The organism is Leptospira tipperaryensis (genome assembly GCF_001729245.1).
In the GTDB taxonomy this organism is placed as follows: Bacteria; Spirochaetota; Leptospiria; order Leptospirales; family Leptospiraceae; genus Leptospira; species Leptospira tipperaryensis.
The window spans coordinates 3,252,863-3,267,573 of sequence record NZ_CP015217.1; the positions used below are offsets into that span (position 1 = coordinate 3,252,863).

The 14,711-nt window shown below is 42.8% G+C and carries 11 protein-coding genes, 1 tRNA gene, 1 pseudogene and 1 riboswitch; of the genes and pseudogenes, 9 read left to right on the forward strand and 4 right to left on the reverse strand.

Features of this window, described 5'->3' with window-relative positions; genetic code table 11:
- Positions 1–22: 22 nt before the first annotated feature.
- The 4 genes and pseudogenes from A0128_RS15150 to A0128_RS15165 all read left to right on the forward strand — a co-directional run bounded on the left by A0128_RS15150 (position 23) and on the right by A0128_RS15165 (position 3,413).
- A pseudogene (locus A0128_RS15150) lies at positions 23–489 on the forward strand (DUF2721 domain-containing protein).
- A gap of 145 nt (positions 490–634) precedes the next feature.
- Complete coding sequence (locus A0128_RS15155; protein WP_069608281.1) at positions 635–1,441, forward strand: SDR family oxidoreductase; 807 nt, start codon at positions 635–637, stop codon at positions 1,439–1,441.
- Between the two features lie 21 nt (positions 1,442–1,462).
- Positions 1,463–2,371, forward strand: a complete 909-nt coding sequence (locus A0128_RS15160; protein WP_069608282.1) for an alpha/beta hydrolase — start codon at positions 1,463–1,465, stop codon at positions 2,369–2,371.
- Positions 2,372–2,462: 91 nt separating this feature from the next.
- Positions 2,463–3,413: a fumarylacetoacetate hydrolase family protein gene (locus A0128_RS15165; RefSeq protein WP_069608283.1), complete on the forward strand. Its 951-nt coding sequence runs from the start codon at positions 2,463–2,465 to the stop codon at positions 3,411–3,413.
- 521 nt (positions 3,414–3,934) lie between these two features.
- Here A0128_RS15165 and thiC read toward each other — a convergent pair.
- On the reverse strand, positions 3,935–5,503 hold the full coding sequence (thiC, locus tag A0128_RS15170) for a phosphomethylpyrimidine synthase ThiC (protein WP_069608284.1): 1,569 nt from the start codon (positions 5,501–5,503) through the stop codon (positions 3,935–3,937).
- A gap of 127 nt (positions 5,504–5,630) precedes the next feature.
- Positions 5,631–5,727: riboswitch (TPP riboswitch) on the reverse strand.
- Between the two features lie 560 nt (positions 5,728–6,287).
- Between thiC and A0128_RS15185 the strand changes: the two genes are divergently transcribed.
- Entirely contained in the window at positions 6,288–7,244 is a 957-nt protein-coding gene (locus tag A0128_RS15185; RefSeq protein ID WP_069608287.1) for a porin OmpL1, read from the forward strand.
- A 153-nt stretch (positions 7,245–7,397) separates the two neighbouring features.
- Complete coding sequence (locus tag A0128_RS15190; RefSeq protein ID WP_083244145.1) at positions 7,398–8,369, forward strand: porin OmpL1; 972 nt, start codon at positions 7,398–7,400, stop codon at positions 8,367–8,369.
- A 572-nt stretch (positions 8,370–8,941) separates the two neighbouring features.
- Here the strand turns inward: A0128_RS15190 and A0128_RS15200 are convergent.
- Together A0128_RS15200 and A0128_RS15210 are read right to left on the reverse strand one after the other, a co-directional pair.
- Positions 8,942–10,642 (reverse strand): acyl-CoA dehydrogenase family protein, encoded by a 1,701-nt coding sequence (locus A0128_RS15200; protein WP_069608289.1) that lies wholly within the window; start codon positions 10,640–10,642, stop codon positions 8,942–8,944.
- Between the two features lie 449 nt (positions 10,643–11,091).
- Positions 11,092–11,757 carry a protein-L-isoaspartate O-methyltransferase family protein gene (locus A0128_RS15210; RefSeq protein ID WP_069608291.1) on the reverse strand — a complete coding sequence of 222 codons (666 nt, stop codon included), beginning with the start codon at positions 11,755–11,757 and terminating at the stop codon, positions 11,092–11,094.
- A gap of 94 nt (positions 11,758–11,851) precedes the next feature.
- On the opposite strand from A0128_RS15210, the gene A0128_RS15215 reads away from it, so the two are divergent.
- Positions 11,852–11,924: transfer RNA gene (locus tag A0128_RS15215), tRNA-Phe, on the forward strand.
- A 15-nt stretch (positions 11,925–11,939) separates the two neighbouring features.
- On the opposite strand, the gene A0128_RS15220 is transcribed toward A0128_RS15215, so the two are convergent.
- Positions 11,940–12,182, reverse strand: a complete 243-nt coding sequence (locus A0128_RS15220; RefSeq protein ID WP_069609334.1) for a hypothetical protein — start codon at positions 12,180–12,182, stop codon at positions 11,940–11,942.
- 294 nt (positions 12,183–12,476) lie between these two features.
- Between A0128_RS15220 and A0128_RS15225 the strand changes: the two genes are divergently transcribed.
- Positions 12,477–12,908, forward strand: coding sequence for an AAA family ATPase (locus A0128_RS15225; RefSeq protein ID WP_069609335.1), 432 nt, complete (start codon positions 12,477–12,479; stop codon positions 12,906–12,908).
- 626 nt (positions 12,909–13,534) lie between these two features.
- Entirely contained in the window at positions 13,535–14,707 is a 1,173-nt protein-coding gene (locus A0128_RS15235) for a DUF1577 domain-containing protein (protein WP_069609336.1), read from the forward strand.
- Positions 14,708–14,711 lie beyond the last annotated feature (4 nt).

Genomic DNA, 14,711 nt, shown 5'->3' on the forward strand with positions numbered 1-14,711 from the left:
CGAGATTTTTTCCGTTATGAAAATGCAAGAATGGAAAAAAAATGAAACTTTACAGAACGAGAGAACGTTTGATTCTACTTCAAAAGAATTATGAGTCCTCTATCGTTCAACACTCCCGGCCTTCTCTTTCCAGCGATTTCGCTTCTTATGCTCGCCTATACAAATCGATTTTTAGGACTTGCAAATCTTGCAAGACAATTGATCGCAAAGTTCCAAGAAAAAAAAGATCCGGATATCCTTTCTCAAATTCAAAACCTTCGCTTTCGACTTTCTTTGATTCGACATACGCAGAGTATGGGAATTCTCAGTCTTCTTTCCTGCACTTCTTGTCTCACGGTCTTGGCCTTCGATCTTCAACAAACCGCCTGGTTTCTTTTCGGACTCGCCTTGCTCTTTCTCGTGGCTTCGCTTTGCATCTGTTTGGCGGAAATTCATCTTTCGGTCCGTGCCTTGGACATCGAAATCCACACGCTCGACAAAACGGATTAAAGAATTCGACTTCGCTTTAATAATCTGCGATTCTTTTTTAAACCGGATTCCCGTCTTTTCATTCTAAAATTCGATTTCGTATGAGAAGAATTCTTGAATCGATATCCTTTCTTTGGAAATATCGCCTTTTATAAAGAGGAATCCAATGAGCGCGACATTTTATAAAGACAAAGTAGTGTGGATTACGGGAGCTTCTTCCGGAATCGGAGAAGAACTCGTCAAGGAAGCCGCCAAACGCGGAGCAACGATCGTACTCTCCGCGAGACGAATCAAAGAGTTGGAACGGGTCAAAAAAGAATGCGGACTCTCCAAAACAAACAGTTTGATTCTTCCTTTAGATTTAGAAGATTATAAAAAACTAAAGAATGTTCCCAAGAAGGTGATCGATCAATTTGGAAGAATCGATATCCTGATCAACAACGGCGGAATCAGCCAGCGTTCTTATACGTACGAAACTTCGATCGATACATACGAAAAACTGATGGATGTAAATTATTTTGGTAACATCGCGCTTTCTCTTGCGGTTCTTCCGATTATGAGAAAACAAAAATCGGGAGTGCTTTCTTCCATCTCGAGTGTGGCAGGTCTTTTCGGTGTTCCTCTTCGAAGCGGATATAGCGCGAGTAAGGCGGCCCTCACCGGTTTTTATGAAGCTCTTCGTGCGGAAAACGTAAAAGAAGGAGTAAAGGTCACGCTGGTTTATCCCGGATTTATCAAAACTCAAATTTCAAATAACGCGCTGAAAGGCGATGGCACCAAACAAGGAAAAATGGATTCCATCATTGAGCAGGGAATCGCGGCCGACGAATGCGCTAAGAAAATTTTAGACGCGATCGCGGAAGGGAAAAATGAGATCATCATCGCCGGCTTTAGAGAAAACTTCGCGGCGTTCTTACACAAATTTTTACCGGGAATTTTTGCGAAGTCCATCGCAAAAGCCAAAGTTACCTAAGACAATCCGTAACGAGGAAACATGAAACGTATTCTAAGCCTATCCGTTTTGATTCTTCTTTTTGGCATCGCTTATCTGATCTGGAATCCGATGCCGGTTTTAAAGTTAGTTCTCAAACATACGAACGTGATGAATCTGATTCGAAAAGATTCTCCGCTTCCAACGAAGGAAGTAAGAGAACGTCACTCCGTAGATACGATCAGCGTAGACGGAGCCAACGGAATTTGGTTGGATAAAAAGAATGCGTCTAACGGAGTTTTGATTTATCTCCACGGAGGAGCTTATATCAAAGGACCCTTTGCCGCGCAGTGGAAATACGTTTCCAACATAATACAAAAAACTTCGATGGCCGCCTTCGTAGTCGATTACGGGATGCCACCCAAGTTTCCATTTCCAAAAGGATTGGACGGAACGGTTCGTCTCATCGAAATTCTTCAGAATCAAAATTTGCTTTCCGGTCGTTGGTTTTTGTTAGGCGATAGCGCCGGCGGAGGTTTGGCGGTCGCTGTCGCTTATCAATTGAGGGATTTGCACAAAACTCTTCCAAACGGATTGATCCTCATGTCCCCTTGGTTGGATCTGAGTATGGAGAATCCGGATTCTCTTTTGACCGCGAAAGACGATCCGATGCTGACAAAAGAATTTTTAACCCAATCCGCGAAAGAATACGCGCCTAACAAGGACCTCAAACAACCTCTTCTTTCTCCAATTTACGGAAACACGAAAGGCCTTCCTCCGATTCTGCTTCAAATCGGAACCGCTGAAATATTTTTAGCGGACAATCGCAAGTTTTATGAAAGCTGCAAACAAAACGGAGTTCAAATTCAGTATGAAGAATATCCGGAAGCATTTCACGTTTTTATGATGCTCAATGTTTTGAAGGAAGCGAGAAAAGCGATTCGATCCCAAATCGACTTTCTTCAAAAATGAAAGAATGATTTTCGACGGAAATCCCGACACGATTTCGAGAGAATTCGATTTTTTGAATTCAAATTTTATAATGTTCTAATAGGAAAGATCCATGGCAAAAAATTATGTTCGGTTTAGCAAAAAGAATCAAGTCCAGTGGGGACTCGTTGCAAACGATAAAATTCAATCTTTGGAATGCGGGGACCTTTCCACGGCGGAACTTTTAGAATTCGTTCGAAAGAAGAAAAAAGTTTCCGCTAAAAAATGGATCGGCGTCTCGGAAGTTTCGATCCTTTCTCCGATCACGGCGCCGTGCCAGATCATCTGTCAAGGAGCGAACTACCGACAACACTTGATCGAATCGGGTCTCGATCCCGATGATAAGAATTACAATCTTTTCTTTACGAAGTCGGACGCTTCTCTTTTTTCCCCCATCGGAGAAGTCGCTCGTCCATCTCACGTTAAACTTTTAGATTACGAGATCGAACTTGGGCTCGTCTTCGGAAAAGGATTTGATTCTCCATTGAATCCAAATTCTAAAAATTTAGAAGAATACGTGGCAGCTTTTTTTATGGCCAACGACGTATCGGCGAGGGACGTTCAACTTCCGCAGTTGCAGTGGTATAAGGGAAAATCTTATAGAACGTTTTGTCCCGTAGGCCCTTATCTTGCGGTCTTAGAAAAAGGGGACTTTGCGTTTTACGAATCCTTAGAATTGAATCTGACCGTAAACGGAGAAGTCCGACAAAAAGACAGAGCTTCCAATCTCGTTTTTAAACCCTTGGAAACCATCGTAGAACTATCAAGATTTTGTAATATTGCTCCCGGAGACGTTCTTCTGACCGGAACTCCGTCGGGTTGCGCGCTGCGTGCTCCCGGGAAACTCATACAAGCTCTCGGAGGATTTCTTTCGGAAAAGAAAAAGTGGGAACTCTTCGTCAAAGCTCAGAGCAAACGCAGACAATATCTCAAAGATCAAGACGTCGTTCGTTCCACGATCCGAACGCCGGACGGAAAGATCGATTTGGGAGAACAGATTTTAAGAATTACGGATGAGAATTAGCGGAAATTAAAATTTGATAATCGTTCTTATGAGAATGGAACGATTATCAATTGTGGTTTTAAGGTAATGATCCGTTTGAACAATCGCTTGAAACGAACTTACAGTCCGGTTTCAAGCAAAATTTCAATGCGATCGTTTGTCGGAGCAAGTTGTTTTCCGAGGATCTTTTGAAAACGCGGGAGTTCCCACAGACTTTTGGATTCTCAACTCAGTCCTCAGTGCGCCAGACAAGAAAGTAAGAGTTCCCACATTTCTCAGTTCAAACAAAAGAATCGCCGTATTTCACATCCGTAATAAGTGACACAAACAAGAGCTCAGTGCTCCATTTCCTACGGGGCGCCACCGGGTCCGTCAAGATCGAGCGGAACTCCGTGGGCCGAAAGTAGCGCGCGGTCCGCTGGGCACTTCCGCATAATCTAAGTTCGCCGACCGATCCACGCGGACGCGGCTAAAAACGTTTCGAGAGAATTCGGCGATCCGACCTATTAGGATGGCTCGGTCGGATTGTTAAGCGAAGTAGCTCAGGGAGCGCTGTAGATCTCCGCGCCTTTTTCCAAAAACTCTTTGGACTTTTCGACCATTCCCACCTGAAGGGCTTCGTTCTCGTCGACGCCTTTTTCTTCCGCAAACTTTCTGAGTTCCTGAGTGAGATTCATGGAACAGAAATGAGGACCACACATGGAACAAAAGTGAGCCGTCTTCATACGATCCTGCGGAAGCGTTTCATCATGAAACGATTGAGCGGTTTCGGGATCTAGAGAAAGAGCGAACTGATCTTCCCAACGAAATTCAAAACGTGCCTTGCTCAGAAGGTTGTCTCTTTCGATGGCGCCCGGATGTCCCTTCGCTAAGTCCGCTGCGTGAGCCGCGATCTTATAAGCGATCACTCCCTGCTTTACGTCTTCTTTGTCAGGTAGACCGAGGTGTTCCTTGGGAGTCACATAACAGAGCATAGCCGTTCCAAACCAACCGATCATCGCGGCTCCGATCGCAGAAGTGATATGATCGTAACCGGGAGCGATATCTGTGACAAGAGGGCCTAACGTGTAAAACGGGGCTTCTTGACAGAGTTTCATCTGAAGATCCACATTCTCCTTGATGAGATGCATCGGAACGTGACCCGGACCTTCGATCATCACTTGGATGTCTTCCTTCCAAGCGCGTTTTGTCAATTCACCGAGGGTTTCCAATTCTCCAAACTGAGCCTTATCGTTTGCGTCCGCGATGGAACCGGGACGAAGTCCGTCTCCGAGTGAAAAAGAAACTCCGTATTTTTTCATCACTCCTAGGATATCGTCAAAATGAGTGTAGAGAAAATTCTCCTTATGATGTGCGAGACACCATTTCGCGAGAATCGACCCTCCTCTCGAAACGATTCCTGTCACGCGGTTCGCGGTCCAAGGAATATAACGCAAAAGAACTCCCGCGTGAATCGTAAAGTAGTCCACTCCCTGTTCCGCCTGTTCTTCGAGGGTTTCTAAGAAAACTTGAATATTCAAATTCTCTGCTTTACCCTTAACTTTTTCAAGGGCTTGGTAGATCGGAACCGTTCCGATCGGAACCGGAGAATTTCGGATGATCCATTCTCTCGTTTCGTGAATGTTCTTTCCCGTCGAAAGATCCATCACCGTGTCCGCGCCCCATTTCACAGACCAATGGAGTTTTTCCACTTCTTCTTCGATGGAAGAACCGAGGGCCGAGTTTCCGATGTTCGCGTTGATTTTGACCAAAAAATTCTTACCGATGATCATCGGCTCGAGTTCCGGATGATTTCGATTGGAAGGAAGAATGGCGCGACCGGAAGCGATCTCGGAGCGAACAAATTCTTCGGACATTTTTTCTCGAATGGCCACATAACGCATCTCTTCGGTGATGATTCCATTCTTCGCATAATACATCTGAGAATGATTTTTGTCCCCCCGGTCCAAACGTTTTTGAACCCATTCCTTTCGAAGTTTGGGAATTCCATTCTTATAATCCGAAGGAAGTTTTCCGGAAAGAGCGCCTTCCGTGTGATAACATTGATACTGCGTCCCGTCGGTAAGCTGAATCGATTTCAGAGGGACTTGAAATTCTTGAGTGGGTTCCATACATTCTCCTGACCGTCGGTTTGGAGAGGAACTAAAAAGGAGGCGTCAAAAAACAAGAAACTATCAAAAGAATCCAACTTTGGTTTCGCAAAACACGCGTTAGGGCACGTTCTTACGAGAGAAGAATCTTTTGTATGATCCGTTTTCCTACGCAGGCTTTATCCTGATCAGGTTCCGGGGACTCTCTCAGAGGCAAACATTTTGCCCCACCCCCAACGGTTTCAAGAATAGGATCGCCAAGGAGAATCCGATGACAAGAATAAAAAAGAAAGTTCCATCGAAGGTTCCGAAGATTTTTTTAGAAAGAAACAAGAGTTTCTATTCAAATTCTTTGAATGCGCGATGTAAGTCCCGCTCCCATCTCTTATTTTAGAAAGAATCTCTCGAGTTCCAAGATTTTGTACAAATCGAAAATAGATCTTCCTTGAGAAACATTTGTTCATTGGAATGTTCGTTCTAGTCGGAAGTATTTCATTTTTTTATATCGTGATTTTCTAAAATTTTCCGTCGAATGCCCTCGATTCTTCCAAGATCGAAACGACAAGATGCTTTTATTTGTGTAATCTTACCTCGCAAAAGATCGATCATAACATTTGTTATAAAATAATGAAAAGTTTTTTTCTCGTTTCGAGAATTTTGGGAACTTTTCAATCTTTTGTCGAAATCCTGTTTGACACTAATCTGCGAACTTCTAAAGTTTCACCCTGTATCCGGGGATTCAGGAAATATATATAACCTCCGGAAACACATCAAATCAAATTGAATCGTGAGTAAGGAGTTATCAATGGTTCGTAACATGAGTAAAGTGTTGCTTGTCCTCGCCCTATTTTCTTCGGCAGCAGGCCTAAGTGCAAAATCATACGGTATTGTAGGATTTGGATTACAGTTAGACCTGGGGCAATTAGGTGGAACAATTACTAAGGATGGTCTGGATGCTGCGACTTATTACGGTCCTGTAAGATCCTCCAATACCTGTACTGTTGGAACTGACGCAGGTTGCGTTCAAGATCCTTCAAAGGCGGCAGGAACCGGTAATTATATTGGTGTTGCACCAAGACGTGCGATCCCTGCTGAAAACAGATTGATCACACTGGAAAGAACTTCCGGCGGTCTTATCAACGCGGCAACTACGAAAGGAGCCATGGTCGGTGGTAACTTGATGGTTGGATACGAGTCTGACTTTGCAAAGTATTTCTTCTGGAGAGTAGCAGCAGAATACACTCAAAAGATTTCTGGTGGTATTACCAAAGCGGATATCGCTGGTTATAGCATTGTCGACATCACTTGGGGATTTAGCTCGATCGTAATTCCTGCAACCGTTGGTATCAAAATCAATGTTACTGAAGACGCAGCAGTGTATATGGGAGCAGGTTTGAACTACTTCAACGGCGGATGGTCTTTGAACGGAACCAACAATATCAAAGGTGGTTACGACCTTCTTACAGCAGCCGGTCTTACTTCAATCGCGAACTTATTAAGCGATGGAACGGATCCAGTAACAACTCGTGAGCATACACGCTTTAGAGCTTCCGGTATCGCACCGAACTTTTTGATCGGAACTCAAGCAAGAGTATCTGACAAAGGTCACGTATTTATCGAACTCGAAACGATTATGTCTGCGGCTTACTCTGTAGGTAAAACTCAGTCTGTGGGTGGAGCTTCTAACCTTTCTCCATATCCTGCTTATCCAATCGTCGTGGGTGGTCAGGTTTACAGATTCGGTTACAAACACGAACTCTAAGATCGAATCAAAAGATCTTTTTGAAAAAGGCTCTCCTCGTGAGGGCCTTTTTTTATACCTTTCGATTTAAAAAACTCTTGAAGAACCTTGACAGGAGTTCCTCTCAAATTAGCGTCCTAATTTTTACAAGCTTAACAGTTTTCACATTTGTAAATGATTCTACGCAGGCTCTTCATTCTTCCCGTCTCTTTCTTTCTAAAAGCGGCATTCCTTTTTGCTTTTATTTTTTTTCACTCAAACTTAAACGCTAAATCTTACTTCGTAACCGGCCTGGGTCTTCAATTCGATCTCGGAAATATGGGCGAGATCATCACAAAAGACGGAATCAATTCAGGTCAATATTTCCCGGTACAATCTTCAAACCCTTGCGATCCGAGTGCGGCCGGATGTAATCGAAACGGTATGACCGGAGGTGTCGCGCTTCGAAGACTCGTCGTTCCGGAGAATCGATTGATCACGATCGATAGAACCACGGGAGGAGTTTTTCAAGCGGATAGCGCGCAAGGTGCGATGGTCGGCGGAAATCTTATGGCGGGTTTTGAGAAAGATTTCGGAAAATATTTTTTCTGGAGAATCTCAGGAAATTATACTCAAAAGATCGCCGGTGGAATTACAAAAGCAAGTTTCCTGGGTTATCGTTTTATTGACGCGAACTGGAATTTTCAATCTATCATAATTCCCGCGACAATCGGAATCAAAATTCAAGTCTCGGAAGACACGGCGATCTACATGGGAGCCGGCCTCAACTACTACACCGGAGGTTGGGGACTGAGAGGAAGAAATGATTCGAAGAGCGTTTCCGACACCTTAGATATTCTTTCCGTAAGCGTTCCTCAATTGTCTTTAGTGCGGGACCTTTTAAAAGACGGGCCCGATCCGACTGCGGTTCGAGAGAACATTCAATTTCGAATCTCCGGATTCTCACCTCACTGGTTGTTCGGAACTCAGGCAAGAATCACCGACAAAGGCCATATTTTTTTAGAAGTCGAAACCGTCTTTGCATCCAAGTATGATTCTACGGCGAGCAAGTCTTTGGGAACGATTTTGAACCTTTCTCCAACTCCGGCTTTTCCGATTCAATTGGGTGGACAGGTTTTTCGAGCGGGTTACAAACACGAACTCTAAAACGTTCTCTGATTCTTAGGGAAAGAATTGGGTTCGAGCTCATCGACGATGTCCCTGGAAGATCTTCTTCAGCTTTGTAACAATCGGTTACTTCAACGAACACACGAAGAAAGTAACAAAGACTTTAAAAGTGTAACCCATGTCTCTGGTCTAAAGTGTTACCTATGTCCCAGGATGTACTTCGGGAGAAATTCTCATTCTGTTCGGACTCACCAATGAATGTAGAAAGTCCCTTGGCAGATCTTCCTTGGATCGCAAGTCCAAACTGTCGGAACAACGACAATCCTCTGTGAAAACTGCGGGCCCCACCCTGATCTTGGGTGGAGGGGTGGGTGGTGGAAAAATTCCGGAAACTTTCCTCTATCAGAAAATTTTACTTTTTGCAAGCAAAAAGTCCCGTGTAGGAACTCCTACAAACAAATATCGGGAACGATTCTCATTTCAATTCCTCTCAACTCGTCGGTGAGGAAACCATCATAACACGAAAGGTCCGTCATTCTTCCGACAAACGAACTCTTTCGTATTCCGTAATTTTTCTTAAACGCGGACTTAAAGTCCGCCGCAAAGTAAAATCAAGGAGCCATCTCGTAGGCGTCTTTGTAAGAATAAACTTTCGCACAAACTCTTAAAAACAGTTCTTCGTCTTCCACGGGTTTGTGAATCATTTCAAGACATTTCGCCATCTGTTCCACCGTGCTGCTTCTCTTGGAATAAAGCTGAAGAGCGTATTTCGAAAAATCTCGGATCAGAAAATCAAAAATCTGACTCAACAGGTCGTCCTCAACTTTTTCGATCTTCGCGTTTTCGATCAGAAGTTGTCCATAAGCGACTAACGTAAACAATTCTCCTACGATCAACATAAAGTCGAGATCCTTGGATTGTTTTCCATCGGGAGGAGTTTTTTCTAAGAATTCTTTAAGAGTCGCAATTTGTTTTCTAAAAATTTTCACGTTCGGAAGATCTACACTGGAATACACTACATTGTAATCGTGAAAGGAAATCTTCTCAAAACCCTTCGTAGTCGCGCCTTGGTTAAAAAGAAAATCGTCGTTTTTGAAATCGTTCACCTTCGGGATTACAGGAAGAGACGAATTCGGTTCAAAGAAATAGTTGTTCATAAACTTGATGATCAGAGCCATGTTGACGTGCGCGGTGCCTTCCAATTTTGGAAGCCCTCGAATGTCTTTCGCGGCCATTTCAAAATACATATTCTTCTCAAAACCTTTGGCGGCAATCACGTCCCAAAGAAGATTGATGACCTCTTCTCCCTGCATCGTGACTTTCATCTTCACCATAGGATTGAAGAGAAGATAACGTCTATCGGAACCGGAAGCCGATCTCATATAATCCTTTGCCCTGGAAGCAAAAAGTTTCATGGAGAACAATCTGCAATACGCGTCGACAAACATCTGTTTGATCTGAGGAAAGTCGGTCACATAACGATTGAATAATTTTCTCTTAGACGCGTGATTGATCGCTTCGTAAAAAGAATGAGTACAAATTCCGATCGAAGCCCAACCCAGATTGTATTTACAAATCGCGATCGTGCTGAGAGAAGCATCCCAAGCGTCTCTGTCTTTAGAAAGAATCTCGTTCTCCGAGATTGGATAGTCGTGAAGAGCGTATTCTCCCACGTAACTCTGAGAGTTAACGACGTTCTGGATGAGTTCGTAATTCTTATGTTGAGAATTGACCGCGAAAAAAACGTAATTACCGGTCTCTTTCATTCTTCCGAATGTGGAAACGATCGCGGCCTTATTCGAGTTACCGATGTAGTATTTGTCCCCGTTCGCGACGTAGGATCCGTCTCCGTTTTTCTCGAGAACCATATCGCTCGAAATCAAATCCGCTCCGTGTTCCTTTTCGGAAAGGCCGAACGCAAAGATCTCCCCTTCTTGTAAAAGTTTCGCGGTCTTGTGTTTGATTTCTTCGTTCTTACTGATCCAAATCGGACCAAGCCCCAACATCGTAACCTGCCAAGTATACCAATAACAGAGTCCGTAAAAACCGGTGATCTCGTTGAAGTCACAGATCCGAGTTGTATCCCAACGTGAATCGGATTCTCCATAACCGGCTGGAGTCATAAAAGTCGCAAAAGCCTTTACTTCTTTTTGAAATTCGAGAAAATCTCCGTACCAAGTTTGGTGACGATCGTCTTCCTTTAACTTGTTCTTTCCTTTTTTCTCAAAGAACTCGATGGTTCGTTTCATAATATTTCTAGATTTTTCATCCAGATGCGCGAATTCGGTTTTTTTAGGGTTCAGCAGTTCCATATCTAATCTCTTTTAAAGTTTTCTTCGGAGGAATTCAATACATTCGGAGATTTTCTGTCGCATTGAAAATTCTCCAAAAAAAGGGACAAACAAAAACAGTGTTCGATAACTCCGACCTTTGATGGAAGGGCCCTGTTTGTCTTCTCTTCGGTTTTAGAATCTTCAAAAAGATCGATTCCACAAACCCGATGTTTGAAAAACCAATCGTATAAAAAAGAAATCTGCTCACAAGTTTAATTTCCTGGAAGATTCGAGCGCTTCCGCTCATTTATCCGCCCTTCTTATGCCGAATTCCGTTTGTTAAAAAAGAAAGAATTCGAATTGAAATTCGTTTTAAAAAATGAGAAGGAAAAGAATTTTAGAATTCCATTCTTAAAAATAAAAATACATTCCAATAGTAGAATATTCTAAAATAAAAAGGAATAGACGGACGTAAAAAAATCTAAAATTTAGAGCAAGGGAACAAACTTGACCCCTCCCTTGATTTCCAAAGACCAATCGTTTACCGTTTTTCTCGCGATCATAAGGACCTGTTCTTCCTTTCCCGTCGGGAATACGAAAATTCCCCCCGGAACCAGAGAACGAAAATACGGACTTTCACGGTTTGGAAGTTCCGAAAGAGAAGCGCAGGAAATCATCTTTTCAAAAAAGAGATCGGGTTTTAAAATTTCCGGCCCGCTTCCCTGAACAAAACGATGTTTCTTCGTACATCCGAGATTCCAACGTTCCAAATTCCGCAGCGCCGTTTTGTGAAGAGGTTCGAAAAATTCTACGGAGTAAATCGTTGCGCCGAGAAAATCGAGAACCGCGCTTTGATATCCGGAACCGGTTCCGATTTCAAAAACACGATCTCCTTTTTGAATTTCGAGAAGCTCAGACATCCAAGCCACCATAAAAGGTTGTGAGATCGTTTGGTTGGATCCTATGGGGAGCGGTTTGTCTTCGTAGGCTTGAGAAGAATACAAGGAAGGAACAAAACATTCTCTGGGTATCGAGAGCATCGCCGAGATAACGTTTCGATCTCGGATTCCTCGCGAGACAATTTGCGAGTTCACCATTCTTTCCCGTTCGACGCTTCGAAGGAGCGGATCGCAGATTTTGGATGCGGAGGACATTTTATATTTCTCCGGAATACTCCGAAGAGAGGAAGCTGTTTCCGATCTTTTTCGTTGACAGTGAAGCCTGTTTTTCTATGCTGTCCATGAGTTCGGCCTTGTAGCTCAGTCGGTAGAGCAGAGGACTGAAAATCCTTGTGTCGGGAGTTCGATTCTCTCCGAGGCCAGAACTCACTTCTACTTTATTTCGCTGCCTTCCTTTCTTCTCCCAATTTCCAGAGTTCCGAAAATACGAGTTCGTCTATCACCTTACAAAGCTCGGGTTTGTATAATTTTTTGACAGGCGGTTTTGGGTAGATATGAATTTCGTCAGTGTTCGGAATGTAAGTCATCATCTTAAGAATCTGATCTTCTCCTTCCACTTCATACATTGTATAAGACATTCCTTTTGCGGGAATGATCTGCTCGGTTTCTAAATATTTCATTCTACTCTGGTCCTTTTGTTCCAAGGGCTCGATCTGAGCGTGAGGATTGTTTTCAATGGATCTTTCTTCTAGGCTAATCAGATTCAACGTATTTGTAAAGTAAAAGAAGAATCGAAAGCGTCACTTTGGGATCTTTTACCGAGAATCTCTTATTCGATTCAAATTTTAAACGGATTCAGGAGAATCTTCTTTCTCGTTTTGAGAGAAAGATAAGAATCGTTAGGAAAGAATCTTTTGACTCCGATTCAACCGAAAGATCCTTTGAAAAGTAGGAACTCCTTCTTTCAAAATACGATGAATTTAGAATTCTCTCTCATTCTCATCCGAGGCCTTCCCGGCGCAGGGAAAAGCGCCTTGGCGAAACTCTTATCCGAAAACGGAAAGTATCCCATTTTCTCCGTGGACGATTACTTTACAAATCCGGAAACAAGGGAATATCGATTTCAATACGCTGAAAATCATCTCGCATACAAAGCTTGCGAAGAAAGAACGAGGAAGGCGATGGAAGAACGATCTCCAAAGATCTTTTTGGACAATACGTTTACTCTTTCCTGGGAGATGGAACCGTACTTCCGACTGGCTTCCGAGTTCGACTATACGGTTTTTGTTTTGACGGTGGAGAACTATCACAAGGGCCAAAACGTCCATTCCATTGAGGACGAACAACTTCTCAAGATGGCTTCCAAATACAAGGTCCGTTTGTTGTCTTCCGACTTGATGGAATGAACGATTTCTTTTTTAAGGATCTTAGAACGATTTTCAAGTTTCTCCGACTGAAGAAGAACCTCGTTTTGTTCCGACAAAATGGACTTATCGAAAAATACTTGCAACCGGACTTCAAGTCCGTTCGAGATAGAATTTCGAAAAGAATTCCTCAGATTTCACAAACCGATTCGGAAGTCGGAATTCCACTTACAGACAAAAGAATCAAACCGCAAACTCAGGGAAAAATTTCCTCCAAAGAAAAGCGGATTTATGTTCCATTCTTCATCTTAAGAATCCCTAAAGAAATAATTAATTTCTAAATGCTTAAAAAAGCTTTCTAAGGAGAATTCAAAGATTCTAATTTTTTTTTTGAGTCCTTACGCTCTCTCAAATGTATCGTACATTCCCTAAAGCGGATTGAGCAACGATCACAAATTCCAACCTAAGAATTCATTGAGGACCAAAGTAATTCTTCCTTCGTTCTATATTTTTGTTCATCGATAAAATGATAATTTTCACAGTAGCAAAATATCAGATCTATAATTCAGAAATCCCTTCTGGAAATTTTATATTTACTAATCCTTCCCTACATTCTATTCTATGCTGCCTATATTTCGGATGAGAGTAAGAGTCACATGTTGGAATCAATGAACGGAATCAAATCGAAAAATAGAGAATTGGATGTGCTCCATTCTCCGGACCAGAGAAAGCATATCATCGAAAAGCATTTACTGAACCAGACCTTAATTATAAAAGGCGACGAAGAAGGTTCGACCATAACGATTAAGAAATTTATCCCCGAGGGAGAACGTCTGCTCGTCGAGTTGAACGGGGACATTGATCTCGCTTCGAAAAACGAAATGGTTCTCTACAGAATTCTCGCGAAGTATGTGCAGCTGGAATGCGCGTTTCAACAAAGCGTCGGCGAAAAAATGGCGGAACTTTCTGTGAACCAGATTTCCATCGCAAAATCGAATCGAGCTTTTCCAAGATATCCAGTCTCCGAAGACGCAGCGCATATCACCAATATCAATTCTTCTAAGACCGTGATCGACGCATCCCTCTTCAACATTCCGACCTTGGTCAAGGTGAGCTTTGAAGACTATAGAGCTAAATTAAAAACTTATGATTTTGGTATTGTAGAGATCGACGTTTTCAAATCGGATCTGGACGAGAAATTCGACGTGGTCAAGAGAACCAAAAAATACATTCATATCGAAAACACCTCGGATGAATCCTCTTACACTTCCAAAAATGAAAATCAAATCGACGTGGAAGATCAGATTCATCAAGAAATCTCTACTATGATTCGGAAATACAAGGACGAGAAAATTCTTTCCGAAATCATCTATCCGATCATTTACATCAATCATTCGAGACAATCGATTCCTCTCGGTTATATCTGGATTCGTAACAAGGAAAAAACTCTTTCCAAGGAGACGATCGATAAGTTATCGGAACTCGCAAAGGAAATGGTCGGCAGAATCAAAGAATCGAATACAGTAATGACCTCGGAGAAATTTCCGATTCTCGATATCTCCAACAACGGAGTTTGTGTCAAAATTACAAACGCACATTTGATTCAAACGCTTCCGAAACACACTGGATTTGTATTTGATATCTACATCCGTATGCAGGGATACTTTAAGGTTTTCGGCGCCGTACGTTGGGTTTCTTACGATTCCACCGGCAATCTGATTCTTGGTTTGGAATTGGTCGCGAAGTCTGCGCTTCCGGGAGAAAGGGAAAAGTTTCACAAAAACGTGGAGCTATTGGGTCAGGGGAAATTCTCGGGAATGAAAGCCGGTAGCGCCGTCTGATTCT

What these genes read in the sequence shown, in the direction of transcription:
- A0128_RS15155 (WP_069608281.1), top strand. Translation starts at nt 635, where the DNA reads ATGAGCGCGACATTTTATAAAGACAAAGTAGTGTGGATTACGGGAGCT.
- A0128_RS15160 (WP_069608282.1), top strand. Translation starts at nt 1,463, where the DNA reads ATGAAACGTATTCTAAGCCTATCCGTTTTGATTCTTCTTTTTGGCATC.
- A0128_RS15165 (WP_069608283.1), top strand. Translation starts at nt 2,463, where the DNA reads ATGGCAAAAAATTATGTTCGGTTTAGCAAAAAGAATCAAGTCCAGTGG.
- thiC (WP_069608284.1), bottom strand. Translation starts at nt 5,503, where the DNA reads ATGGAACCCACTCAAGAATTTCAAGTCCCTCTGAAATCGATTCAGCTT.
- A0128_RS15185 (WP_069608287.1), top strand. Translation starts at nt 6,288, where the DNA reads ATGGTTCGTAACATGAGTAAAGTGTTGCTTGTCCTCGCCCTATTTTCT.
- A0128_RS15190 (WP_083244145.1), top strand. Translation starts at nt 7,398, where the DNA reads ATGATTCTACGCAGGCTCTTCATTCTTCCCGTCTCTTTCTTTCTAAAA.
- A0128_RS15200 (WP_069608289.1), bottom strand. Translation starts at nt 10,642, where the DNA reads ATGGAACTGCTGAACCCTAAAAAAACCGAATTCGCGCATCTGGATGAA.
- A0128_RS15210 (WP_069608291.1), bottom strand. Translation starts at nt 11,757, where the DNA reads ATGTCCTCCGCATCCAAAATCTGCGATCCGCTCCTTCGAAGCGTCGAA.
- A0128_RS15220 (WP_069609334.1), bottom strand. Translation starts at nt 12,182, where the DNA reads ATGAAATATTTAGAAACCGAGCAGATCATTCCCGCAAAAGGAATGTCT.
- A0128_RS15225 (WP_069609335.1), top strand. Translation starts at nt 12,477, where the DNA reads ATGAATTTAGAATTCTCTCTCATTCTCATCCGAGGCCTTCCCGGCGCA.
- A0128_RS15235 (WP_069609336.1), top strand. Translation starts at nt 13,535, where the DNA reads ATGAACGGAATCAAATCGAAAAATAGAGAATTGGATGTGCTCCATTCT.